The following is a 23,289-nucleotide window of genomic DNA, read 5'->3' on the forward strand; positions in this document are numbered from 1 at the left end:
CATGAGCACCGCACACCGTCCCGATCCGCTGCACTACCTGGCCTGGGTGTACACCGGAACCCTGCCCGAGAGGAACCGCGCCTGGGTGCGGCACACGCTCACCTGCCGCACCTGGGTGGCCCGCCACCTGGTGCGCGGCCAACTCGCCATGCTCCCCGTGTACGGCCTGCTCCTGCTGCTCCCCGGGCCGCTCGGCCTGCGCGGCGCGACGGTGCTGCTGGGCGTCCTGCTCAACGCCTTCTACAACGCCGCCTACATGCGCCCCAACCGCGCCCGGCGGCTGGAGAAGAACGGCCTGGACCCTGCTCTGGAGAACCCGGAGACGGTCGAACGCCGCGCCGCCACCAGGCTCGCCTACGAGACCGCGCACGCGGCGGAGCGCGCGTAATCTTCTGGGCATGCCCGCCACCTCCGTCGTGACCATTCCCGGCATCCGCGTCGGCCACTACACCGACGAGGCGGCCCGCACCGGCTGCACGGTGGTCACCTTCCCCGACGGCACCGTCGGGTCCGGCGAGGTGCGCGGCGGCGCACCCGCCTCCCGCGAGTTCGACCTGCTCTCCCCCGAACGGTCGGTGGAGGAGATCCACGGCGCGGTGCTCACGGGCGGGTCCGCCTTCGGCCTCGCCAGCGCCGACGGGGTGATGCGCCGCCTGGAAGAGGAGGGCAGGGGCATCGCGACGGTGGCCGGCCGGGTGCCGATCGTGCCCACCCTCGGCCTGTTCGACCTGATGGTGGGCGATCCCACCGTCCGGCCGACGGCGGAGAACGGCTACGCCGCAGCGGCATCCGCGGCGCACGATGCCGAGGTGAACGGCCTGATCGGCGCCGGGACCGGGGCCACCGTGGGCAAGGCCCGCGGAATCGACGTCATCCGCGACGCCGGCCTGGCCTACGCCGAGGCGCGGTCGGGCGCGGTGATCGTCGGGGCGCTGTGCGCCGTCAACGCCTTCGGCGACATCCTCACCGGGACGGAGACCGACGCGGGATTCGGCGACTACGAGCCGTTCTCGACCCCGGGCGACCGGGAGAACACCACCATCGGCGTGGTGATCACGAACGCCCGCCTCACCAAGGTCGAGTGCCTCATCGTGGCGCAGGGCGCGCACGACGGACTGTCCCGGGCGATCGACCCGCCGCACACCCGGTACGACGGCGACGCCTTCATCTCGGCCGCCACCGGACAGGTCGAGGCGAAGGTCGACCTGGTGCGGGCGCTCGCCATCGGCGCCGTCACCGAGGCGATCCGCTCGCGCGCCTGAGGACGGGCGGACCGTGCACACCCTCCGCCGCCGCGCGCGGATCGCGGCGTGCGCCCTGGCCCTCGCCGCCGGAGCCGCCGGATGTGCCGGCATCGCACCGGAACGCGCCACCCTCGAACCGCCACCGCCCGTCTCGACGGCCGTGGTGACCACGCCGAGCGTGGCACCCTATCCGGTCGACGCCCCGGGCCGTGCCCCGGCGGTGGCATCGGTCCCGACCACCGGTGCCGGCATCGCCACCTTCGTGGACTCCTTCGGGATGTACTCCAGTGTCTGCACACTGGGCTTCTTCGCGCGCTACCCCAACGGCCAGATCGTCGCCTTCACCGCCGGGCACTGCGCGGAGCTCGCCCGCCAGGCCCGGCCCGGTAGCGCGCCGGTCGCGCGCTACCTCACCTCGGCCGGCAGCAGCGTTCCCTTCGGCGAGTACATCAAGGCCACCCGGAACCGGCGGCAGGACATCGCCATCATCCAGGTGCAGGGCAGCGATGTCCGCGCCGTGGCGGACGCCATCGGCCCCGTCACCGGCTACAGCACCGCGGCCGATCTGCGGTCCGGGCGCCCGGAGATCTGCATCGTCGGGGCGCGCACCGGGCGCAGCTGCGGGGTGCTCGACGATGTGGTGGGCACGAAGGTCAGGTGGGCCGGGATCCCCGCGGTGGAGGGCGATTCGGGCGGTCCCGTGTACGCCCGCTGGCCCGACGGGACGTTCACCGCGGTCGGCGTGGTCAACAGTGTGCACACCCGGGCCGATGGCACCGGGACCGGTGCGGGCACCGCCACTCTCATCGCCGATGACATCGTGGTCAATCGGATGACGCTGATGGGAACGACCTAGCCCACCTGGCTCGTGCCGAAGACCCGGAGCTCGCGGTGGGCCACGCGGAAGTGGGCGCGCCTGTGCAGTTCTCCGGATTCGCCGTCGTGCGCCACCCGGAAGGGCTCGTCGGATTCGATGGTGACCGTGGGGGTCTGCATCTCCCGATAGATCTTGGACGTCCGGATGCGGCCGCTCAGCCAGGACAACAGCAGGCGAGTACCGCCCCTGCGGTGGCCGTCCTCCAGGTACCGGACGTCGAGCAGCCCGTCGTCGAGCCGGCTCCTGCGGCCGGGCACGAAACCCGGTGCGCCGTACATCGAGTTGCCGAGGAAGAAGAAGGAGACGGTGGTCGGACGGCCCTCGATCCGCACCCGGACCGGCGCGCTGCGCCGCAGCACCCGCAGGATCGCGCGCAGGGTGGCCGAGGGACGACCGATGCGGCGGCGCTGCAACCGGGAGCGGGTGCGTACGAACTCCGGGTAGGCGCCGATGCTCGCGGTGTTGAGCAGCAGCTTCTCGTCGTTCAGCCACACCGCGTCGACCCGGGTGACCCGCCCCCGGCGGATGAAATCGACGGCCGCGGAGACGGTATCGGCACCGATGTCCTTGGCGAAATGATTGAACGTGCCGGCGGGGAAGACGGCGAGCGGCGTGTCTGCGGCGATGGCGTGCGCGGCCACGGTGGCCACGGTCCCGTCTCCTCCCGCCACACCGAGGAACTCCGCACGGGAGGCGGCGTCGGCGGCCACGGCATCCACATCCGCGCCCGCGTCCAGCTCCACGATCTCGGCCGACGGGAGCGCGGCGCGCAACTCCTGCGCGACACGCGTGCCCGTGCCGTCTCCCGACGCGGGGTTGAGGACGACCACCAGCCCCGCGCCGTCGGGATTCCGCCGGACCTGTTCCACCGCGGCGTCCGCCGTCACCGCGCACCCGTCGTCGACCGGCGGCACGAGCCGCGCCCCGGCCACGGCGATACCCGCACCGACGGCGAATCCCGCGAGCACATCTGCGGGATAGTGTGCGCCGGTGGCCACCCGGGACAGTCCCACCGCGGCGGCGAGGCCGCCGAGAAGGTACCCGGCGCGGTGGTGTTCCAGCCCGACGCCCACGGCGAAGGCCGCGGCGCTCGCCGCGTGCCCGGACGGGAAGGAGTTGGACGTCGGCTGCCGCCGCGCCCGCTTGACCGGCACACCGTCGAAGGCGGGCCGGGCGCGGGGATAGATCCGCTTGAGCCCCTGATTGACCACCAGGCTGGTGACGCCGAGCGTCAGCAGACCGCGCACGGCGCCCCGCCGCAGCGACAGCCCGCCCGTACTCATGCCCGCCGCGACGGCCATCCACAGCACCGAGTGATCGGCCGCTGCGGACAGAGGCCGCATGGTGAGGTCGAGCAGCGGACTCGGCGAATCGGCGACGGCGTCGAAGAGTCTCCCGTCGAGCTCGCTCAGCCCGCGACGCAGTGTGCGGGGCGCCCGTTCCACCATGGCTCGACGCTACTCCCGCGGCCGGACCGGCCGCCCCCGGTCACCGCAGATGCACCGCGGCCGCGGCGTGAATCGCATCGGCCAGCCGCCCGGTGGCGCGGGTGTGCAATCGCCAGGACTGCCAGTACAACTTCACGTCCACGGGACGGTCACCCACGCGCACGAGATCGCCCCGGTCGAGGGCGTCGCCGAGCTGCGCCTCGGGGAGGCTGCCCCAGCCGAGGCCGACCCGCACGGCGTGGGCGAATCCCTCCGACGACGGGATCCGCTGCGCGGGTGGGTAGTCCGTGGCTCCCGGTTCGGCGGTCACCCCGTGCCAACGGAGTACCCGGTTCTGCAGATCATCCTTGCGCAGGTCGAACTGCACCACCGGCATCTCGCGCCAGCGCCATCGGCCCCCACGTTGCCATCGCACCGCGAACTCGGGTGTGCACACCGGCAGGTAACGCATGAAGCCGAGATACTCCACCGCACAGCCCTGGACCGGCTCGGGATCGGTGGTGACGGCACCGAGCACCGTTCCGGCCCGGAGCAGATCGGCGGTGTGGTGCTCGTCGTCGACCTGCAGGCGCAGCTGCGTGCCGTCGTCCCAGCCGGCGACCGCCGCGATCACCTCGCCGAACCAGGTGGCCAGCGAATCGGCGTTGACACCCACGTCCAGCCGGGCGGCTCCACTGCCGCCGGCGAGCCGGCCGAGCGCGTCGGCCTCCAGGGTGGCGACGCCGCGTGCCAACCCGAGCAGGATGCTGCCCTGATCGGTGGGCAGGCACGGCCCCTCCCGCGTGACGACCACGTGCCCCACCTGCTGTTCCAGCGCGCGGATGCGCTGGCTGACCGCGGATTGCGTGATCCGCAGCCGGGACGCGGCGGCGCCGAAGCTCTGTTCCTCGACCACGGCGACGAGCGTCGCCAGGTGCTGCCCGTTCAGCATGAAGTGATTCTAATGGGTCAGCAGTATCAAGCATTGGAACTTATCCCGGCGCCGGGCCTAGCGTCGGTGCCATGACCTCCGCACTCCTCGCCGGCCTCGGCCTCGGCCTGTCGCTGATCGTGGCGATCGGCGCACAGAACGCGTACATCCTCCAGGTGGCGGCGCGCGGACGGGGCACCGCGGCGGTGGTGGCCGTCTGCATCGCCTCCGATGTCCTGCTGATCTGCGCCGGGGTCGCCGGCCTGGGCGCCGCAGTATCGGGCCGCCCCACCCTGCTGACCGTGGTCACGTGGGCGGGCGTGGTGGTGCTGATCGGCTACGGCCTTCGCTCGCTCTGGTCCGCGCGGCACACCGCCGGGCTCACCGCGGGCGGGCGGAGCGCGGCCTCGGTGGCCGCGGCGGTGACCGCCGCGCTGGCACTGACCTGGCTCAACCCGCACGTATACCTGGACACCGTGCTGCTCTTGGGATCGGCGTCCACGCGCTACGGCCCGGATCGCTGGTGGTTCGCCGCCGGTGCCGTGGTCGCCAGCATCGGCTGGTTCTGCCTGCTCGGCTTCGGTGCGCAGCGCCTGTCCGGCACACTCGGTCGGCCCGCAGTCTGGCGCGCACTGAACCTGGGCATCGGCATCCTCCTCCTGGTGCTCGCACTGCGGCTGGCGACGATGCCGCTCGGCGGCTGACCGGCCCCGACTGCGGCGACGCCCCGCCGGACGTACCGTGGTGGCCATGGCACGGATCGCGATCATCGGCGGACACGGCAAAGTGGCACTTCTCCTTGCGGAAGTGCTGAGTTCACGCGGAGACGAGGTGACCTCGTGGATCCGCAACCCTCAGCACGCGGCCGATGTGACCGCCACCGGCGCGACGCCACTGGTGCTCGACGTCGAGAACGCCTCCCGCGACGAGATCGCGACGGCACTGCAGGGCAACGACGCGGTGGTCTTCTCCGCCGGGGCCGGCGGCGGGAATCCCGATCGCACCTACGCCGTGGACCGGGATGCCGCGATCCGCTCGGTGCAGGCCGCCGAACAGGCCGGGGTGCGCCGCTACATCATGGTCTCCTACCTCGGGGCGGCCCCGGATCACGGTGTCCCCGAATCGGACCCGTTCTTCCACTACGCCGAGGCCAAGGCCGCCGCCGATGTCGCGGTGCGCGCCTCCGATCTGGACTGGACGGTGCTGATGCCCGGCCGGCTCACCGCGGACGAGGCCTCGGGGCGGGTCGATCCGGCCGCGGTGCGCTCGGCCGACAATCCCGGCACCTCCCGCGCGAACGTCGCCCTGGTGGCGGCGGACGCCCTGGACCGTCCGGACACCGTCGGCCGGGACCTGCCGTTCACGGACGGCACCGTGACGATCGACGAAGCCTGGCGGTAGGCCACCACGACGAAGGGCCCGGCACCGTCGTGCGACGGTCCGGGCCCTTGTCGGCGTGATCAGTTGATCGCGGCCAGGATGTCCTGCACGCGGTCCTTGGCGTCGCCGAACAGCATCGCCGAGTTGGTGCGGAAGAACAGCGGGTTCTGCACGCCGGCGTAGCCGGAGGCCATCGACCGCTTGAAGACGATCACGTTCTCGGCCTCCCACACCGTGAGCACCGGCATGCCCGCGATCGGGCTGGTCGGATCCTCGGCCGCGGCCGGGTTCACGGTGTCGTTGGCGCCGATCACCAGCACCACGTCGGTATCGGCGAAATCGTCGTTGATCTCGTCCATCTCGAGGACGATGTCGTACGGCACCTTCGCCTCGGCCAGCAGCACGTTCATGTGCCCGGGCAGGCGGCCGGCCACGGGGTGGATGCCGAAGCGCACGTTCACGCCGCGCTTGCGCAGCTCGCGGGTCAGCTCGGCAACGCCGTACTGGGCCTGCGCCACGGCCATGCCGTAGCCGGGCGTGATCACCACGGTCTTGGCGTTCTTGAGCAGTTCGGCCACGCTGTCGGCGTTGGTCTCGGTGTGCTCGCCGTAATCCTGATCCTCGGTGGGCGCGGCCTCGATGCCGAAACCGCCTGCGATCACGGAGATGAACGAGCGGTTCATCGCCTTGCACATGATGTACGAGAGGTACGCACCGGACGAGCCGACGAGCGCGCCGGTCACGATCAGCAGATCGTTGCTGAGCAGGAAGCCCGCCGCGGCGGCGGCCCAGCCCGAGTAGCTGTTGAGCATGGACACCACGACCGGCATGTCGCCGCCGCCGATGGAGGCCACGAGGTGCCATCCCAGCAGCAGTGCGATCACCGTGACGGCGATCAGCAGCCACAGCTGCTGGTCCACCACGAACCACACGGTGAACACCGCGAACAGCACCAGGGCGCCGATGTTGATGTAGTTCTTGCCCGGCAGCACCAGCGGTGCCGACTTCATCTTCGCGGACAGCTTGAGGTACGCGACGATCGAACCGGTGAAGGTGACGGCGCCGATGAACACACCGATGAAGACCTCGGCGTGGTGGATCTTGAGCAGGGCACCGGTGTAATGCGCGGCCTCTCCGGGGATCCAGCCGCGCTCGACCTCGAGGTACGAGGCCCAACCGACCAGCACGGCGGCGAGGCCGACGAAGCTGTGCAGCAGGGCGATCAGCTCGGGCATGCCCGTCATCTGCACGACCTTGGCCTTGTACAGGCCGATCGCGGCGCCGATCAGAGCGGTGACGAGCAGGATCACGGTGGCGGTGCCCGCCACCTCGCTCTTGTTGAGCGCCAGCGCCACGGTGGCGGCGATGGCGATCGTCATGCCGATCACGCCGTACAGCCAGCCGGTGCGCGCGCTCTCGTGCTTGGACAGGCCCGCGAGGCTCAGGATGAACAGCAGTGCCGCGACGAGATACGCGGCGGTCGCGATGGATTCGACCGTCATGTCGTCACGCCCCCTTCGAGAACATGGTCAGCATGCGCCGCGTCACCGCGAAGCCGCCGAAGACGTTGATGGAGGCGAGCAGGATCGCGACCCCGGCGAGGGCCTGGATCGCGGGATTGTTCAGTCCCACCTGGATGATGGCGCCCACCACGATCACACCGGAGATGGCGTTGGTGACGCTCATCAGCGGGGTGTGCAGGGCGTGGTGCACCTTGCCGATCACGTAGTAGCCGATCACGATGGCCAGCACGAGCACGGTGAAGTGCCGCGGGATCGGATCGGGCGCGAAGGCGTTGACCACGAACAGCACCGCGATGCCGAACAGCGTCAGGCCCACCTTGGTGGCGGCCGACATCGGCTGCTTCTCGGGCTTCGTCTCCGCCTCGGCGGCGGGTGCGGCCTGGGGCGCGGCCGAGACCTTCACGGCCGGCGGGGGCCACAGGATCTCGTTGTCGCGGGTCACGGTGATGGAGCGCTGCACCGGGTCCTCGAAGTCGAGGACGAGCTCACCGTCCTTCTCCGGGGTGAGCAGCTTGAGCAGGTTCACCACGTTGGTGCCGTACAACTGCGAGGCCTGGGCGGCGAGCCGTCCGGCCAGATCGGTGTAGCCGAGGATGGTGACACCGTTCGGCGTGACGATCGCCTGGTCCTTGACGGTGCCGGCGACGTTGCCGCCGTTGGCGGCCGCCATATCGACGATGACGCTGCCTGCCTTCATCGAGGCCACCATCTCCTCGGTGATGATCCGCGGGGCCGGCCGGCCCGGGATCAGCGCCGTGGTGATGATGATGTCGACGTCCTTGCACTGCTCGGCGTAGAGCTGCGCCTCGCGGGCCTTGTAGTCGTCGTCCATCTCCTTGGCGTAGCCGGTCGCGGAGACCTCGGCCTGCTCATCGGCGACGGACAGGTACTCGCCGCCCAGCGACGCGACCTGGTCGGCCACCTCGGGACGCGGGTCGGTGGCGCGGACGATGGCGCCGAGCGAGCCGGCGGCGCCGATCGCCGCGAGGCCGGCGACGCCGGCGCCCACCACGAGCACCTTGGCCGGCGGGACCTTGCCCGCGGCGGTCACCTGGCCGGTGAAGAACCGGCCGAAGACGTTCGCGGCCTCGACCACAGCGCGATAGCCGGCGATGTTCGCCATCGACGAGAGCACGTCCATCGACTGCGCGCGCGAGATGCGCGGCACCGCGTCCATGGCCATCGCGGTGATGCCGCGGCCCTTGACGTCCTCGAGGAGGTCGGGGTTCAGGCCGGGGGCCAGGATCGCGATCAGGCTCGCGCCGGGCCGCACACCGTCGAGCTGGGTGGACGACGGGGCGTTGACGCCGAGCACGACGTCGGCCGCACGCGCGTCCCCGATGGTGGCCCCGGATTCGACGTAGGCGTCGTCCGAGAACGAAGACGCCTCGCCCGCACCCGGATCGACGACCACGTCGTATCCCAGCTTGATCAGCTGGGCGACGGTCGTCGGGGTCGCGGCGGCCCGGGTCTCCCCCGGCTGCGCCTCTTTCAACACTCCGATGATCATGCGCTCATCACCACACCGACATTCATGTTCGTTCCTTGGTCGTCCCTACCGGACCACACGGCCGCGGTCCGGAGTTCCGGCTCGCACGACCTCACGCGTGCGCCAGCCCCCGCGACGGTGTGAACGGGGGTGGGTCCGCGTGGCGCCCGGGTTCGCCGGACATCGCGGTGGCTACGTGGGCCGCCCATTGCTCAGAACAGTGGGCTGACCATAGCACGGGGGAACTTACCCACCAGTAGGTTGGTGACCTGCGTCACTCCGGGCCGGCGGAGCCGGGATCCGGTGCGTCTCCGGGCAGTTCGGTGGCCATGTACCGATCGATGAGGGTCGCGAAGGCGCGTACGTCCTCGACGGGCCAGTCGGCCGTCCGTTCCGCGATCCGCCGCCGCCACTCGCGGTCGGTATCGGCGAGCACCTCCTGGGCGCGGTCGGTGAGCCGCAGCGACCGGGACCGGGGGCTGGCCGGGTCCGCATCGCGGCGGATCAGGCCCCGTCGTTCCAGACTCGCGAGCTGGCGGCTGGCCGTCGACTTGTCGATCGAGACGGCCTCGGCGAGATCGACCGCGCGCAGGCCCGGCGTCTCGTTCAGCACGAAGAGCAGCGTGAAATCGACGTACGAGACCTCCGAGTGCAGGAACCGGGCCTCGCTGCGAATGCGCTTGGCGAAGCCGACCATGCCTCGGATGATGAGGTCGATGTCGTCGGGCGAGCGGGAGTCGCCTCCGCCGACCTCGCCCTCCGGCATCAGTAGCCCTTCGAGCGGTCGATCACGGCGAGCGGTTCCATATCGTTCGCGAACCGCCGCACGTTGACCTCCACCCGCTCGAGCAGCGCGGGACGCAGGTGCTGCGGCGGGTTCGCGACGTGCGGCGTGATGATCGCGTTCGGGATCGACCACAGGGGGTGGTCCGCGGGCAGCGGTTCCGGATCGGTCACGTCCAGGCCGACGCCGCCGATGGCGCCCTTCTTCAGGGCCGCGACCAGGGCATCGGTGTCGATCAGCGCGCCACGCGCCACGTTGATCACCCAGGAGTGCGGTTTGAGCTGCGCCAGCACGTCCGCATTCACGAGCGACTTGGTCTCGGCGGTCGCGGGCGCGGCGAGCACCACGTGGTCCACCTGCGACCAGACCTCGTCGAGCCGGTCCGCGGTGACCACGACGGCGCCGGTCACATCGGTGCCGGACCGGTTGACGGCGATCACGTTCACACCCAGGGCCCGCAGCTGCGGCGCGAGATCCCGGCCGATGCCGCCGGCGCCCACGATGGCCACCGTCGACCCGCCCAGCAGCCCCACGCGGGGCGCGGCGTTCTTCGGGTCCCACGTGGTCTCGCGGTGCCAGAGCCCGCGGACGCCCGCGAGCAGCAGGGTGAGCGCGTGCTCGGCGACGGTGGTGCTGTAGGCGCCCGCCGCGGAGGTGAAGGTGATGTCGGGATACTTCTGCAACAGGCCCGAATCCACGAAGTTCTCGATGCCGGCGAAGGGCAGCTGCACCCACCGGATCGAGGCGGGGATGTCGGTGGGGACCGAGGTGGAGTCGATCCACACCAGCCCCTCCGCGTTCCGCAGCGGGCCGGGCACGCCGCCTCCCCGGGTGATGGCGGCGTCGAACTCCGGATCGGGGTTCGGGCCTACAGCGATGACGGGTCCGTCCTGTGGCATGAGCAAAGCCTAGACAGCGGCGGTCCGCGCCGCTCCCGACCCCGGCGAAACGCTGTGAAAGATGGGGCTTGTGTTATCCAGTGAGTCTCAAGTTAAGATTGAGACTATGGCCACCCAGATCCTCGAGCACGCGCAGCCCCGCCTCGCGGCGCTCCGCCGTCGCTACGACGCGACGGCGGGCCGGCTGCGCACCAGCATCGACGCGGCCCGGCCCACCACCGGCTGGCGCGTACTGACCTCCGTCGTCTACTCGGGCGTGATCGCCGTCGTGATCGTCGGGGCGGCCGTCCTGCTGCTCGGCGTGAAGCCCTCGAATCCCGAGGTCACGAACGTCAACGCCGTCGAGGTGGGCGATTGCGTCTCGGTGGCGGACGGCACGGCGAACCGGGCCGGGTGCGAGGGCGGCGGGATGACCTTCTCCGTGGCCGAGAAGGTGGCCGCGAAGACCGCCTGCTCGCTGCCCAGCTACGCCCGGGTCGAGTCCGACGGCGCCACCCTGTGCGTGGTCCCCAACCTCACACTGGGGAACTGCTACCAGGTGCGGCCCGATCAGGCCGCCACCACCGACATCCGGCCCATCGCGTGCCCGACGGCCCTCGGTGGCGGCGCGGCGAACGTGGTCCGGGTGACCGAGCGCGCCTCCGGCGGCCCGCTGAACTGCCGCGGGTCCGCCGCCCTGAACTACCCGGCGCCGCAGCGCGTGAGCTACTGCATCACGCCCGCGTCCTGAACGAGACGACGAAGGGGCGGCCGGAACACCGGCCGCCCCTTCGCTCGTCCGCGCGAGTCCGTACGGACTACGCGTCGAGATCCTGCACGATGAGCGCGGAGATCGCATCGACCGTGGCCTGATCGTCCGACTCGACGGTGACCTCGACGCCCTGCTCCGCACCGAGCGTCATGATCATCAGCGCCGATCCGGCGTCCACCGGGTCGCCCCCGGCCACGGACAGGGTCACGTCGTGTCCGGATTCATTGACCGCGTTCGCGATCACGGCGGCCGGGCGCGCGTGCAGGCCGACGGCCGATCCGACGGTGACGGTGGTGCTGGGCATGGAACTCTCCTCGTGGGTGGGTACGGCCGGCGGCGGGTCGCCTCCGGAGTCGGAACAAGTATTACGCGGCGGCGAGGGAGGGCTGCGGCGAATCGGCCGGAGCGGCGCGGCGCCACAGGGTTTTGGCGGCCACCACCGCGACGGCGCTGACCACCACGCCGGCCGCGAGCGCGATCAGGAACTTCCACCAGGTGCCGTTGGTCGCGAACATCACGAAGACACCGCCGTGGGGCGCACGCAGCTGGGCGCTGAGCGCCATCGACAGTCCACCGGTCACGGCACCACCGAGCATCATGGACGGGATCACCCGCAGCGGATCGGCGGCGGCGAACGGAATGGCGCCCTCGGAGATGAAGCACAGGCCCAGCGGGATCGCCGCCTTGCCGTTCTCCCGTTCGGGAGCCGTGAACAGGCCGGGGCGCAGGAAGGTGGCGGCGGCGAGCGCGAGCGGCGGCACCATGCCGGCCGCCATCACCGCGGCCATGATCTCCCACTGCGCGAGGCCTGCGCCGGCACTGCCCAGGCCGGCCACACCGAAGGCGTACGCGGCCTTGTTCACCGGGCCGCCCAGGTCGAAGCACATCATGAGGCCGATCACGGCACCGAGGGCGATCTTCGAGCTGCCGCTCATCCCGTTCAGGGCGCTGGTCATCTCCTCGTTCACCCAGCGCAGCGGTCCGGCCAGGATCATGTACATCAGCCCACCGGTGATGAGCGTGCCGAGCAGCGGGATGATCACCACCGGTTGCAGTCCGCGGGCCCACTGCGGCAGCGGGATCCGCGAGAGCCACAGCGCGACGACGCCGGCGAGGAGGCCGCCGACCACGCCGCCGATGAAACCCGCGCCCACCGTGCCCGCGAGCACGCCGGAGACGAAACCGGGGGCCAGCCCGGGACGATCGGCGATGGCGTAGGCGATGTACCCGGCGAGCACCGGCACCATCAGCCCCATCGCGGCCTGACCGATCGCGAAGCTCACCGCCCCGAGGTACTGCCGGAGCCCGCCGTCCGGGAGGTTCCACAGCGAGTTGTTGAGCGCGTAGAAGGCGCCGTCCGACATGCCCTCCGATTTCGTGCTGAGACCGATCTCGTAGCCACCGGAGATGAGGAAGCCGAGCGCGATCAGCAGGCCGCCCGCGGCGACGAACGGGATCATGTAGCTCACGCCGGTGAGCAGGGCCTGCTTGAGCCGACCGCCGATGCCGACGCCCGGCGCCGCTTCCGCCTGCGCCGCCGCGGGATCGCCGTCGACGGTGGCGGCGTGCGGATCGGAGGCGGCGGCCACCGCCTCGGCGATCATCGCGTCGGGCTCGTTGATCCCGCGCTTGACGCCCGAGGAGATCACGGGCTTGCCCGCGAATCGGTCGCGGCCCTTGACGCCCACATCGGTGGCGAAGATGACGGCCCCGGCCCGGGCGATCGTGTCCGCGGGCAGCGGCGTCGACCCGGACGACCCCTGCGTCTCGACGGTGAGCTGCACTCCGGCCCGGTCGGCGGCCAGCTGGAGCGCGTCGGCGGCCATGTAGGTGTGGGCGATCCCGGTGGGGCAGGCGGTGATCGCCACGATCGAGGGCTTCTCCGCGATACCGGCGGCGGGGGTGGCGGGCGCGGGGGTGGCCGGAGCCGCCGGTGCGGCCGCGCCCGGGTCCTGCGCCGCTGCGGCCGCCTTCGGCTCCGGCGCGGTCTCCGTCTTCGGTCCTGCCGCGGTCTCCGCCTTCGTCTTCGGCGTGATCGCCTCCTGGACGAGGGCGACCACCTCGTCGGGCGTGCGGGCGGCCCGGAGCGCGGCCACGAAGTCGGGCCGCACGAGGGACCGAGCGAGCGCGCTGAGCAGCTTCATGTGCTGGGCGCCGCCGGATTCCGGGGCGGCGATGAGGAAGACGAGATCGGCCGGGGCGTCCGGCGCACCGAAGTCGACGCGGGGGTCGAGCCGGGCGAAGGCGAGGCTCGCCGCGGTCACGGACGCGCTGCGGCAGTGCGGGATGGCGATCCCGCCGGGCAGCCCGGTGGCGGACTGCTCTTCGCGGGCGAGTGCCGCCTCGATCAGCCCTGCGGCGTCGTCGGCGCGGCCGGCGTCGGCGATGCGGTGCGCGAGATAGCCGATCACATCGGTCTTCTCGGGTCCGGCCGCGACATCGAGCGCCACGAGGGCGGGCGTGATGATCTGCTCGGTCGGCTGGGTCATGGGGAACTCCGGTTCTACGACGGGGTGGTGCGGGGAGGTCTACAGGGCGCGCACGTGCACATCGGCGGTGGCGAGCTGATCCGGTCGGGGCGCCTGGGTGCCCGGCAGTGCGGCGGCGGCGGAGCCGTAGGCCACGGCGAGCCGGAGCCGGTCCGGCGCGGAAGCGCCGCGCTCGTCCGCGAGCAGGTACCCGGCGAGCGAACTGTCGCCGGCGCCGACGGTGCTGCGCACCACGGTCCGCGGCGGGATGGCGTGCCAGGCACCGTCGTCGATAAGAAGTGCGCCGGCACCACCCAGCGTGGCGAGGACCGCCGCGCCGGACGTGCGGTGGAGGCGCTCGGCGGCGGCCCGCACCGGCCCGAGATCACCTGCTGCGGCGAATTTCTCGAGTTCGGCGCCGTCGGCTCCCACCAGCTCACCGAGCTCCTCGGCGTTGGGCTTGAGCAGGTGCACTCCCGCACCCACGGCCGCGGCGAGGGCGGCGCCGGAGGTGTCGACCGCGATCCGCGGACCGCTCGCGATGCGGCGGGCGATCCGGGCGTACCAGTCGTCGGGCAGTCCGGGCGGCAGCGAACCGCAGAGCGCGAGCCAGGAGGCACCCGTGGCCGCGGCGACGACCGCGTCTTCGAGCCCGGCGACCAGGCCGGGGTCGAGCGCCGCGCCGGGTGCGTTGAGTTTGGTGGTGGTGCCGTCCGGCTCCGCCACGGTCACGTTGCTGCGCACCTCGTGTCCGGCGGGGACCGCGCGGGCGGGCACGCCGATCCGGTCGAGGGCGGTCAGCAGCGGGTCGCCGGCGTCCGCCGGGAGCACCGCCAGGGTCTGTGCGTCGGCCGCGTGCAGCACGCGGGAGACGTTGACGCCCTTGCCGCCCGGGTCCACCGAGGACGATCGCGCGCGCTGTACGGCGCCGCGCTCCAGGGGTGCGCCGAGCGCCACGAGCCGGTCCAGGCTGGGGTTGGCGGTCACGGTGACGATCACTGCGCCACCACCACGTCCACACCGTGATCCGCCAGCGCCGTCGCGAGCGCGCCGGTGGGCGCCGCATCGGCGATCAGGACGTCGATCTCGCCGAGACCACCGAAGGCGACCAGGCTCTCGTGGTCGAACTTGGAGGAATCGGCGAGCAGCACCACGAAGTCGGCGGCGCGGATCAGCGCGGTCTTCACCGCGGCCTCGTCGGCATCGGGGGTCGACAGGCCGCGGTGGGCACCGATGCCGTTGGTCCCGAGGAAGGCGACATCGGCGTGCAGCAGGCCGATCTCGGCCACCGTCCCCGATCCCACCGCCGCCTGGGTGAGCCCGCGGATCCGGCCGCCGAGCATGTGCAGCGCGACGCCGTCGCGCCCCGCCAGAGCGGAGGCCACGGGGAGCGAATTGGTGATCGCCGTGAGCCGCTGTCCAACGGGTACCTCGCGGGCGGCGGCGATGGTGGTGGTGCCCGCGTCGAAGAGCACGGATCCGCCCGCCGGCGGTAGGTACCGCTGCGCGGCCTCCCCGATCGCGCGCTTGGCATCCGCGCCGAGGGCCTCCCGCTCGCCGACGCCGGATTCCGCACCGGCCAGCACCCCGGCGGCGACCACGCCGCCGTGCACGCGCCGGACACCGCCGAGCCGCTCCAGCACGTCCAGATCGCGGCGGACCGTCTCGGGGGTCACGTCGTAGCGTTCGGCCAGCTCGGCGACCGACGCCCGCCCGCGGGCGGCGACCAGATCGCCGATCGCGCGCTGCCGTTCCTCCGCGTACATCCCGCCTCCGAGTTCGTTTGACCGTGTTGGTTTTGATTTGATTTTTCTGTTTTTACGCCTGTTTGTGTTGACAAGTCAAGCAGATTTCGTAATCTGGGTCACATGAGTTCGCAGCAGTCGATCGTCGCCACCGTGCTCACCGGCACCCCTGTCGTGCCCGGTGTGGCGTACGCGCCCGTGATGTGGCCCGGGGAACGCCCGGAGCTCCCGGCCACGGGTCCTGACCTGCCCGAAGCCGAGCGCGAGGCGGAGGCCGCCCGGTTCTCCACGGCGGCGCTCGCGGTGGCGGGGCGGCTGCGCGAGCGCGCCTCGCAGGCCACCGGCGCGGCGTCCGAGGTACTCGCGGCGACCGCCGGCCTGGCCTCGGACAAGGCGTGGATCGGCACCGCGGAGAAGCTCATCCGGTCCGGCTCCCCCGCGGAGGGTGCCGTGGCGGCGGCCACGGAGCAGTTCGCCGACATGTTCACCAAGCTCGGTGGACTCATGGCCGAGCGCGTGACGGATCTGCGCGACGTCCGCGATCGGGTGCTCGCCGAGCTGCTCGGCCGCCCGGAGCCGGGCGTCCCCGTGCCCACGGCACCGTCGATCCTGCTGGCCGACGACCTCGCCCCGGCCGACACCGCCGGGCTCGATCCCGCTCTCATCGTGGGCATCGGCACCCGGCTCGGCGGGCCCACCAGCCACACCGCGATCATCGCGCGGCAGTTGGGGATTCCGTGCATCGTCGGGCTCACGCAGGCCGGCACCGTGGACGCCGGGACCCCGGTGCTGCTCGACGGCGGAGAGGGCACGGTCACCGTCGAACCCCCGGCCGCGGAGGCCGAGTCCCGGGTGGCCGAGGCGCAGCGGATCGCCACCGAGGTCGCGCGGTGGCGCGGGCCCGGTCGCACGTCCGACGGTGCGCCGGTGGCGATCCTGGCGAACGTGCAGGACGGTGCGAGCGCGCGGACCGCCGCCGAGCGGCAGGTGGAGGGCGTGGGACTGTTCCGCACCGAGCTGGCCTTCCTGAACCGGGCCGATGAGCCCGCCGTCGCGGAGCAGGCGGCCCTCTACCGCGAGGTGATCGACGCCTTCCCCGGCGGCAAGGTGGTGATCCGCACCCTGGACGCGGGCTCCGATAAGCCGCTCAAGTTCGTCGACCATGCGCACGAAGACAATCCGGCCCTCGGCGTGCGCGGAATCCGCATCGCCGAGGGCGATCCGGGGCTGTTGGAACGCCAGCTCGACGCCATCGCCGCCGCGGCCGACGGCGCCGAGGCCTCGCCCTGGGTGATGGCGCCGATGATCGCGACCGCGGCGGAGGCCCGCTCCTTCGCCGCGCAGTGCCGCGCGCGCTCCCTGACGCCGGGCGTGATGATCGAGGTGCCCGCGGCGGCCCTGTGCGCGGACAGCGTTGTGGCCGAAGTGGATTTCGTCTCGATCGGCACCAACGACCTCACCCAGTACGCCATGGCCGCCGACCGGATGAGCTCGGAACTCGCGGCGCTCACCGACCCGTGGCAGCCCGCCGTGCTGCGACTGATCAAGATCACCGCCGAGGCCGGGGCCGCGGCCGGGAAGCCCGTGGGGGTGTGCGGTGAGGCCGCGGCCGATCCGCTGCTGGCCTGCGTGCTGGTGGGCCTCGGTGTGAGCTCGCTGTCCTGCGCCGCGGGCGCCGCCGCCGCGGTCGGCGCGCGGGTCGGCGCCGTCACCCTGCAGCAGTGCCGGTGGGCCGCCGAGGCGGCGGTCGCCGCCGCCGATCCGCAGGGCGCCCGCGAGGCGGTGCGCCGCGCACTCGGCTGATTCGGCGCCGGTTGTCGGGGCCCGGTGGTAGACCGTTGACGACGGGGCCGCAGCGGGCGCCCCGACGACGACGGGATCGACCATGATCGACCACTTCGGCATCAACTGCGCAGATCTGGACGCCGCGAAGCGCTTCTACGACGGGGTGCTCGCCACCCTCGGCGCGCGCCGGCTGATGGACTTCGACGTGGCCGTGGGCTACGGCACCGAGCAGCCCGACTTCTGGATCTCCGGCGGCGAGGTCGCCTCCGGCCCGAACCGCGAGATGCACGTGGCCTTCAGCGCGGCCGATGCGGCCACGGTGGACGCCTTCTACCGCGCCGCGCTCGAGCTCGGCGCCGAATCGCTGCACGCGCCGCGGATGTGGCCCGAATACCACCCGGGCTACTACGGCGCCTTCGTCCGCGATCCGGACGGGAACAACGTGGAGGCGGTGTGCCACACCGCCTCGTGACGCGCGATCAGTAGTGGAAGGTGTCCGACGGGGCCGGCGCGTGTTCGCCGTCGAGTCCCTCGGCCGCCTCGATGCCGTAGGCGCGGGCCAGGTCGAGGATCTTCGTGGCCCGGGCGATGCGCGGTAGATCGGAGCCGTTGCGGATCTCGCCGCCGTCGCGATCGAACTCGGCGAAGAACTCGCGGGACCAGCGGATGTCCTCCTGCGACGGGCTCAGTCCCTCGTTCACGGGGTGGCACTGGTCCGGGGTGAGGCAGATCTTGCCGGTCATGCCGAACTCGGCGGAAACCGCCGTGGCCTCGCTGAGCAGCAGCCCCTTCGAGCCGACGGTCGGGCCGTCGATCGCGCCCGGCAGGTGCGCCGCCTTGGCGGCGATGGTGAACCGCGACCGCGCGTAGGCCAGTGTCGTCGGGTCGCCACCGAAGCCGGTGTCGCGGCGGAAGTCGCCGATGCCGAAGGCCAGCCGGAAGGTGCCCTTCGCCGAGGCGATCTCGCTGATCCGCTCCAGGCCGCGGGCGGTCTCCACCAGCGCCACGATGAGGGTGTCGGGGAGCCGCTTGGCGGTCTCCGTCACGTGGTCCATCGACTCGACCATGGCCAGCATGATGCCGCCGAGGTGCTTGGCGCCGCGCAGCGCCTCGAGATCGTCGGCCCACCACTGCGTGCCGAAGCCGTTCACCCGCACCCAGCCGTTGTTGGGCGCACCGTCGTGCTCGGTGTTCAACCACTCGACCACGTTGTTGCGGGCCGCCACCTTGTCCTTCGGCGCCACTGCGTCCTCGATGTCGAGGACCACGATGTCGGTGCGCGAGCGCGCTGCCGCGTCGAACCGCTCGGGCTGCGCCGCGTTGACGAGCAGCCAGCTGCGGGCGAGGACGGGGTCGATGCGGAATCCGATCGGCTCGTCGCCCTCGGGCGTGGGGGTCGGCGGGGCCATGTTTCTGCACCTCGGGTTTCTCGTGTGGGCTCGTCAGACACAGTACCGATACGCCCGAAGGCCCCGGGCGGGTGCCCGGGGCCTTCGTTGCGAGTGCTATTTCAGCGTGGTGATCAGCCGAACCAGCCGGTCCGCTGCATCTGCCACACCTGGTCCTGCCAGTAGCCCCACGTGTGGGTGCCCACTGCCGAGAAGTCGTAGTGGCCCTGCACGCCGGCCTTGTCGGCCGCGGCCTTGAAGGCCTCCGACTGCGACTTGGCCAGGATCTCCAGCGGCACGCCCTGGACGATGTCCGCGGGGCTCGGGTTCGGGGTGTACTTGCCCGGCTCACCGGTCGAGGCGGTGACCCACACGGGGATGCCCTTCAGGCGCGCGGCCTGCTTGGTGGGATCGTTCTTGTCCCAGTTCGCGTCGAACGGGCCGCCCCACATGTCGAGGACGTTGTAGCCACCGGCGTCGAGCATGGCGACACCCACGGCGACGGGCATGCCCGGGGCCGAGGTGTTCAGGAAGCCCGACAGAGCCGCGGCGCGCTTGTACACGCCGGGGTTGTTCGCCGCGGTGATCAGCGCAGCGCCGCCGCCCATCGAGAGACCGATGATCGACAGGTTGCTGGAGAAGCCACGCGACTTGATGTACGACGGCAGGCTGGTGGCCAGGAACGTGCCCCAGGTCGGCCGGTAGGTGCCGTTGCCCTGCTTCGAGACGTTCGCCCAGTTCGTGTAGAAGCTGGCGGTACCGCCCACGGGCATGACGACGTTGACGCCCTTGGTCGACAGGAAGGCGACGTTGGAGTCGCGCTCCCAGCCGGAGACATCCTGAGTGGCGCGCAGGCCGTCCAGGAGGACCACGGTGGGCGCCTTGGCCGGATCCGTGGTGGTCGACGCCCAGGAGCGGACGAGGACGTCCGGCATTCCCGCGCCGTTCACACGCTCGGACTTGAAGCCCTTCGGCGGGTTCTTGGCGCTACCCGGGCCCCAAGCCCCGGCAACACCTGCGCCCATACCGGCGAGGGCCGGCACCATTGCGACCGTGATGGCCGCCGCACCTGCTCGCTTACCCCAGGCTGCTCGCATAGCTGACCTCTCTCGTTTCTCGTTCTCGCGCGTCCGCGCACTGTTCGCTTGTGGACCGGACGGCGGTCGCAAGCGACCAAGACTCGTCACAGCTTTCACTCTAACATCAATCGTCACACATGTCACATGTTTCACATGAGTCACACGGGTGACACCGTCCCTGAATCTCATCGTCTTCACAGGACCTGGTGTTACGCACCCTCCCTGTTTTCTCAGGAAAGGTCGTCTACATCACAATACGACACCGCGGCCCTGCTCGTGGAGCCGGGCCGCGGTGTGTACTCGATGATCATCGCCTCCGACAGAGGTTTTACTTCGAGAACCAGCCGGTGCGCTGCATCTGCCACACCTGATCCTGCCAGTAGCCCCACGTGTGGGTTCCGGCAGGCGGGAAATCGAAGTGAGTCTTGGTGAGGCCGGCACGCTTGGTGGCGCCCTCGAAGGAGCGGGCCTGCGACAGCGCCAGCCACTCCAGCGGCACACCCTGGATCACGTCGGCCGGGCCCGGGTTCGGCGTGTACTTGCCGAAGACGCCGTTGCCCGCGGAGATCCACAGCGGCACGTTCTTGAACCGGCCCACCTGAACGGTCGGGTCGTTCTTGGCCCAGCGCGAGTCCAGCGGACCGCCCCACATGTCGAGGCCTGCGTTGTAGCCGCTCGAATCGAGCGAGGCGATGCCCACGGCGATCGGGATGCCGGGCGCCGAGATGTTCACCAGGCCCGAGAGCGACGCGGCACGCTTGTAGTAACCGTTCGACTCGATGGTGTTGATCAGCGCGGCGCTGCCCGACATCGACAGGCCGACCAGCGAGACGTTATCGCTGAAGCCGAGGCTGCGGATGTACTGCGGCAGGCTGGTCTTGAGGAACGAGGCCCAGGTGTAGCGGTACGGCTGACGGTTCGTCGACGACGGGGCCTGCCAGTCGGTGTACCAGCTGGAGGTGCCGCCGACGGGCATGACGACATTGATGCCCTTCTGCGACAGGAAGGCCACGTTGGAGTCGCGCTCCCAGCCCGAGACGTCCCAGGTGGCGCGCAGACCGTCGAGCAGCACGACGGTGGGGGCCTTCTTGGGGTCGGTGGTGGTCGACGCCCAGGTACGAACCTTGACGTTGGGCATGCCGGCACCGTTGACGAAGGCCTGCTTGAAGCCCTTCGGCGGGTTCTTGTCGTTGCCCGGACCCCAGGCGTTCGCGGCGCCGGTGGTACCGATACCGCCCGCCAGGGCCGGAATGGCAGCCACGGTGATCGCGGCGGCAGTGGCCCGCTTGGCCCAGCCGTTGCGCATACGCATTCGAGACTCTCTTCCTCATCGTTCGCCCGGTGGGCGGTCTTCCCCGTCGAGGAGGCCGGTCGATCTCGACCTCGGTGCGCTATCACGACTCGTGCCGGTGACGCACGCGACCCGCCGGAGCAGTACTCGTCAGGCACTGTATGACAGATCTCAGTTCCTGACAAACTCTTAGTCGGCCTCCGAGACCGGGTCGTTACACATGCGCTCCAAGTTCCTCGATTGTCGCCGGTCAGGGCTGGACAGGGGCTGTTTTTGACCCTGAATCTTCACGAATCAGAGTGCGTCACTCTCTCAGCCTGCGCCCAGAATCAGGCTCGGTACAGGGGTGCTCCACACCGCCGGAGGCCCGTACCGTGAGGGCGTGTCGTTCTCCGTACCCGAACTGTCCGGCTCCCCCGCGGAGCGCTACGCCGACCTCGCGCAGTTCGCCCGCGCCCTCGTCGACGGCGAGCACGATCGCATCGCCAACGCCGCGAACCTCTCCGCGCTCGTCAAGGCGACGGTGCCGGACCTCAACTGGGTGGGCTTCTACTTCCACGACGGGACCGAGCTGGTGGTGGGACCGTTCCAGGGGCTGCCCGCCTGTATCCGGATCCCGCTCGACCGGGGCGTCTGCGGCGCCGCGGCCCGCACGCGGCGGACGCAGCGGGTCGACGATGTGCACGCCGTGGCCGATCACATCGCCTGCGACGGTGCGACCAACTCCGAACTCGTCGTGCCACTGGTCTCGGCGGACGGCGAGCTGATCGGCGTCTTCGACCTCGACAGCGAGAAGACCGCCCGCTTCACCGACGACGATCAGCGCGGCCTGGAGGCCATCGCCGCGGTCTTCGTCGACTCCCTATAGGGACGCGCGCTAGAAGCCGCGGCCGGGATTGAGCAGGTTCTTCGGGTCCCAGACCGCCTTGATGCCGCGATGCAGCTCCAGCACGTCGTCGGAGAGCTCGTCGCCCACCCAGCGGGCCTTGAGGACGCCCACTCCGTGCTCGCCGGTCAGGGTGCCGCCCAGATCGAGCGCGGCCTGGAAGACCTCGTCGGCCGCGTCCCAGATCGCCTGCGGCACCTCGGTGAGCTCGCGCGGGTAGATCAGCGTGGGGTGCAGGTTGCCGTCGCCGGCATGCGCGCAGGTGGGGATCGCCACGTCGTACTTGGCGGCGATCTCCTCGATCCGGGCGAACATCTCCGGCAGCTTGGACCGGGGCACGCCCACGTCCTCGGAGAACATGTTGCCCGCGTGCTCGTAGGCCGGGAACGCGGCGCGGCGCACCGACAGCAATTCGGCGGCCTCGGCCGGATCGTCGGAGACCACCACGTAATGCGCTCCGGCGGCGTCGAATTCGCGGGCCAGGACGGCGGCGTCCTCGGGGGTGCTCCCCTGCCCGATGAGCATCGCCCGGGTCTCGTCCTCCAGCCCGAAGGGCCGCATGGCCTCCACGCATTCGAGGGTGCCGCGGTCCATCAGCTCCATGAGCGCAGGCACCACACCGGTACCCACCACGGCGGCGACCGCCGAGGCCGCGCTCACCACGTCCGGGAACGAGGCCGCGACCGTGGTCGGCGCGATCAGCGGCGCGGGCCGCAGCTTCACGGTGACCTCGGTGACGATCCCGAGGGTTCCCTCACTGCCGCACAGCAATTGGGTCAGGTCGTAGCCGGTGACGCCCTTGACGGTGCGCCGCCCGGTTTTGATGATCCGGCCGTCGGGCAGCACCACGGTGAGCCCGAGGACGTACTCGCGGGTGACGCCGTACTTCACGCACCGCAGGCCACCGGCGTTGGTGGCCACGTTGCCGCCGATCGAGCAGATCTCGTACGACGACGGGTCGGGCGGGTACATCAGCCCCACCTCGCGCGCCGCGGCGTCGAGGTGGGCGTTGATCACGCCGGCCTCGGCGCGGGCGTACTGATCGGCGACGTTGATCTCCAGGATCGCGTCCATCTTCGCGAGCGAGATGATCACGCAGCCCTCGATGGCGCTGGCCCCGCCGGCCAGGCCGCTGCCCGCGCCGCGCGGCACCATCACCACGTCGTGCGCGTAGCACCACGCGGCCACAGCGGCCACGTCCTCGGTGGTCTCCGCGAGCACCACGGCCAGCGGTACGGCCCCGAACACCGGCGAGCAGTGGTCGGTGGCGTACGCCGCGGTGACATCCGGATCGGTGAGCACCGACCCGGTGATCTGCGGAAAGGAGTCCAGCGCGGGCATG

The 23,289-nt window shown here is 71.2% G+C and carries 23 protein-coding genes; 9 read left to right on the forward strand and 14 right to left on the reverse strand.

The features are described 5' to 3' along the window. Position 1: 1 nt before the first annotated feature. The 3 genes from TTY48_RS07825 to TTY48_RS07835 are packed head-to-tail and all read left to right on the forward strand — an operon-like array spanning position 2 to position 2,100. Entirely contained in the window at positions 2-388 is a 387-nt protein-coding gene (locus TTY48_RS07825) for a DUF5313 family protein (protein WP_220656959.1), read from the forward strand. Between the two features lie 10 nt (positions 389-398). Further along, positions 399-1,262, forward strand: coding sequence for a P1 family peptidase (locus TTY48_RS07830; protein WP_220656960.1), 864 nt, complete (start codon positions 399-401; stop codon positions 1,260-1,262). A 13-nt stretch (positions 1,263-1,275) separates the two neighbouring features. Continuing rightward, entirely contained in the window at positions 1,276-2,100 is an 825-nt protein-coding gene (locus tag TTY48_RS07835) for a S1 family peptidase (protein ID WP_220656961.1), read from the forward strand. On the opposite strand, the gene TTY48_RS07840 is transcribed toward TTY48_RS07835, so the two are convergent. Together TTY48_RS07840 and TTY48_RS07845 are read right to left on the reverse strand one after the other, a co-directional pair. Continuing rightward, positions 2,097-3,569, reverse strand: a complete 1,473-nt coding sequence (locus TTY48_RS07840; RefSeq protein ID WP_220656962.1) for a bifunctional phosphatase PAP2/diacylglycerol kinase family protein — start codon at positions 3,567-3,569, stop codon at positions 2,097-2,099. The genes TTY48_RS07835 and TTY48_RS07840 overlap by 4 nt on opposite strands. A gap of 40 nt (positions 3,570-3,609) precedes the next feature. Continuing rightward, positions 3,610-4,500 carry a LysR family transcriptional regulator ArgP gene (locus tag TTY48_RS07845; protein ID WP_220656963.1) on the reverse strand — a complete coding sequence of 297 codons (891 nt, stop codon included), beginning with the start codon at positions 4,498-4,500 and terminating at the stop codon, positions 3,610-3,612. 71 nt (positions 4,501-4,571) lie between these two features. On the opposite strand from TTY48_RS07845, the gene TTY48_RS07850 reads away from it, so the two are divergent. Both TTY48_RS07850 and TTY48_RS07855 read left to right on the forward strand, forming a co-directional pair. Next, the gene (locus tag TTY48_RS07850) at positions 4,572-5,183 is read left to right on the forward strand and encodes a LysE/ArgO family amino acid transporter (RefSeq protein WP_220656964.1); all 612 of its coding nucleotides are present in this window, start codon (positions 4,572-4,574) and stop codon (positions 5,181-5,183) included. A 46-nt stretch (positions 5,184-5,229) separates the two neighbouring features. Then, positions 5,230-5,880, forward strand: coding sequence for an NAD(P)H-binding protein (locus tag TTY48_RS07855; protein WP_220656965.1), 651 nt, complete (start codon positions 5,230-5,232; stop codon positions 5,878-5,880). Positions 5,881-5,939: 59 nt separating this feature from the next. On the opposite strand, the gene pntB is transcribed toward TTY48_RS07855, so the two are convergent. The 4 genes from pntB to TTY48_RS07875 form a co-directional block, all read right to left on the reverse strand. After that, on the reverse strand, positions 5,940-7,361 hold the full coding sequence (pntB, locus tag TTY48_RS07860) for a Re/Si-specific NAD(P)(+) transhydrogenase subunit beta (RefSeq protein ID WP_220656966.1): 1,422 nt from the start codon (positions 7,359-7,361) through the stop codon (positions 5,940-5,942). A gap of 4 nt (positions 7,362-7,365) precedes the next feature. Further along, entirely contained in the window at positions 7,366-8,892 is a 1,527-nt protein-coding gene (locus TTY48_RS07865; RefSeq protein ID WP_220656967.1) for a Re/Si-specific NAD(P)(+) transhydrogenase subunit alpha, read from the reverse strand. A gap of 253 nt (positions 8,893-9,145) precedes the next feature. Continuing rightward, the gene (locus TTY48_RS07870) at positions 9,146-9,637 is read right to left on the reverse strand and encodes a MarR family winged helix-turn-helix transcriptional regulator (RefSeq protein ID WP_220656968.1); all 492 of its coding nucleotides are present in this window, start codon (positions 9,635-9,637) and stop codon (positions 9,146-9,148) included. Next, positions 9,637-10,554: a D-isomer specific 2-hydroxyacid dehydrogenase family protein gene (locus TTY48_RS07875; RefSeq protein WP_220656969.1), complete on the reverse strand. Its 918-nt coding sequence runs from the start codon at positions 10,552-10,554 to the stop codon at positions 9,637-9,639. Before TTY48_RS07875 ends, TTY48_RS07870 begins: the two co-directional genes overlap by 1 nt. A 106-nt stretch (positions 10,555-10,660) precedes the next feature. Here TTY48_RS07875 and TTY48_RS07880 point away from each other — a divergent pair, with 106 nt between their 5' ends. After that, complete coding sequence (locus TTY48_RS07880; protein ID WP_220656970.1) at positions 10,661-11,284, forward strand: hypothetical protein; 624 nt, start codon at positions 10,661-10,663, stop codon at positions 11,282-11,284. A gap of 67 nt (positions 11,285-11,351) precedes the next feature. Here TTY48_RS07880 and TTY48_RS07885 read toward each other — a convergent pair whose 3' ends face one another. The 4 genes from TTY48_RS07885 to TTY48_RS07900 form a co-directional block, all read right to left on the reverse strand. Beyond that, on the reverse strand, positions 11,352-11,609 hold the full coding sequence (locus tag TTY48_RS07885) for an HPr family phosphocarrier protein (protein WP_220656971.1): 258 nt from the start codon (positions 11,607-11,609) through the stop codon (positions 11,352-11,354). A gap of 61 nt (positions 11,610-11,670) precedes the next feature. After that, positions 11,671-13,794, reverse strand: a complete 2,124-nt coding sequence (locus TTY48_RS07890) for a fructose-specific PTS transporter subunit EIIC (RefSeq protein WP_220656972.1) — start codon at positions 13,792-13,794, stop codon at positions 11,671-11,673. A gap of 39 nt (positions 13,795-13,833) precedes the next feature. Beyond that, on the reverse strand, positions 13,834-14,772 hold the full coding sequence (locus TTY48_RS07895; protein WP_220656973.1) for a 1-phosphofructokinase family hexose kinase: 939 nt from the start codon (positions 14,770-14,772) through the stop codon (positions 13,834-13,836). Continuing rightward, complete coding sequence (locus tag TTY48_RS07900; protein WP_220656974.1) at positions 14,769-15,539, reverse strand: DeoR/GlpR family DNA-binding transcription regulator; 771 nt, start codon at positions 15,537-15,539, stop codon at positions 14,769-14,771. Before TTY48_RS07900 ends, TTY48_RS07895 begins: the two co-directional genes overlap by 4 nt. A gap of 102 nt (positions 15,540-15,641) precedes the next feature. Here TTY48_RS07900 and ptsP point away from each other — a divergent pair, with 102 nt between their 5' ends. Together ptsP and TTY48_RS07910 are read left to right on the forward strand one after the other, a co-directional pair. Further along, positions 15,642-17,321: a phosphoenolpyruvate--protein phosphotransferase gene (gene ptsP / locus TTY48_RS07905; protein ID WP_220656975.1), complete on the forward strand. Its 1,680-nt coding sequence runs from the start codon at positions 15,642-15,644 to the stop codon at positions 17,319-17,321. Positions 17,322-17,403: 82 nt separating this feature from the next. After that, positions 17,404-17,775, forward strand: coding sequence for a VOC family protein (locus TTY48_RS07910; RefSeq protein WP_220656976.1), 372 nt, complete (start codon positions 17,404-17,406; stop codon positions 17,773-17,775). 7 nt (positions 17,776-17,782) lie between these two features. On the opposite strand, the gene TTY48_RS07915 is transcribed toward TTY48_RS07910, so the two are convergent. From TTY48_RS07915 to TTY48_RS07925, 3 genes are all read right to left on the reverse strand, one after another. After that, the gene (locus tag TTY48_RS07915) at positions 17,783-18,712 is read right to left on the reverse strand and encodes a CoA ester lyase (RefSeq protein ID WP_220656977.1); all 930 of its coding nucleotides are present in this window, start codon (positions 18,710-18,712) and stop codon (positions 17,783-17,785) included. Between the two features lie 113 nt (positions 18,713-18,825). Further along, on the reverse strand, positions 18,826-19,788 hold the full coding sequence (locus tag TTY48_RS07920) for an alpha/beta hydrolase family protein (protein WP_220656978.1): 963 nt from the start codon (positions 19,786-19,788) through the stop codon (positions 18,826-18,828). Between the two features lie 310 nt (positions 19,789-20,098). Further along, positions 20,099-21,082 carry an alpha/beta hydrolase family protein gene (locus TTY48_RS07925; RefSeq protein WP_220656979.1) on the reverse strand — a complete coding sequence of 328 codons (984 nt, stop codon included), beginning with the start codon at positions 21,080-21,082 and terminating at the stop codon, positions 20,099-20,101. 361 nt (positions 21,083-21,443) lie between these two features. Between TTY48_RS07925 and TTY48_RS07930 the strand changes: the two genes are divergently transcribed. Then, positions 21,444-21,929, forward strand: coding sequence for a GAF domain-containing protein (locus TTY48_RS07930; RefSeq protein WP_220656980.1), 486 nt, complete (start codon positions 21,444-21,446; stop codon positions 21,927-21,929). 9 nt (positions 21,930-21,938) lie between these two features. Here TTY48_RS07930 and TTY48_RS07935 read toward each other — a convergent pair whose 3' ends face one another. Beyond that, on the reverse strand, positions 21,939-23,288 hold the full coding sequence (locus TTY48_RS07935) for an FAD-binding oxidoreductase (RefSeq protein WP_220658502.1): 1,350 nt from the start codon (positions 23,286-23,288) through the stop codon (positions 21,939-21,941). Between the last annotated feature and the right edge of the window lies 1 nt (position 23,289).

The organism is Tsukamurella sp. TY48 (assembly GCF_019656655.1).
Taxonomy (GTDB): Bacteria; Actinomycetota; Actinomycetes; order Mycobacteriales; family Mycobacteriaceae; genus Tsukamurella; species Tsukamurella strandjordii.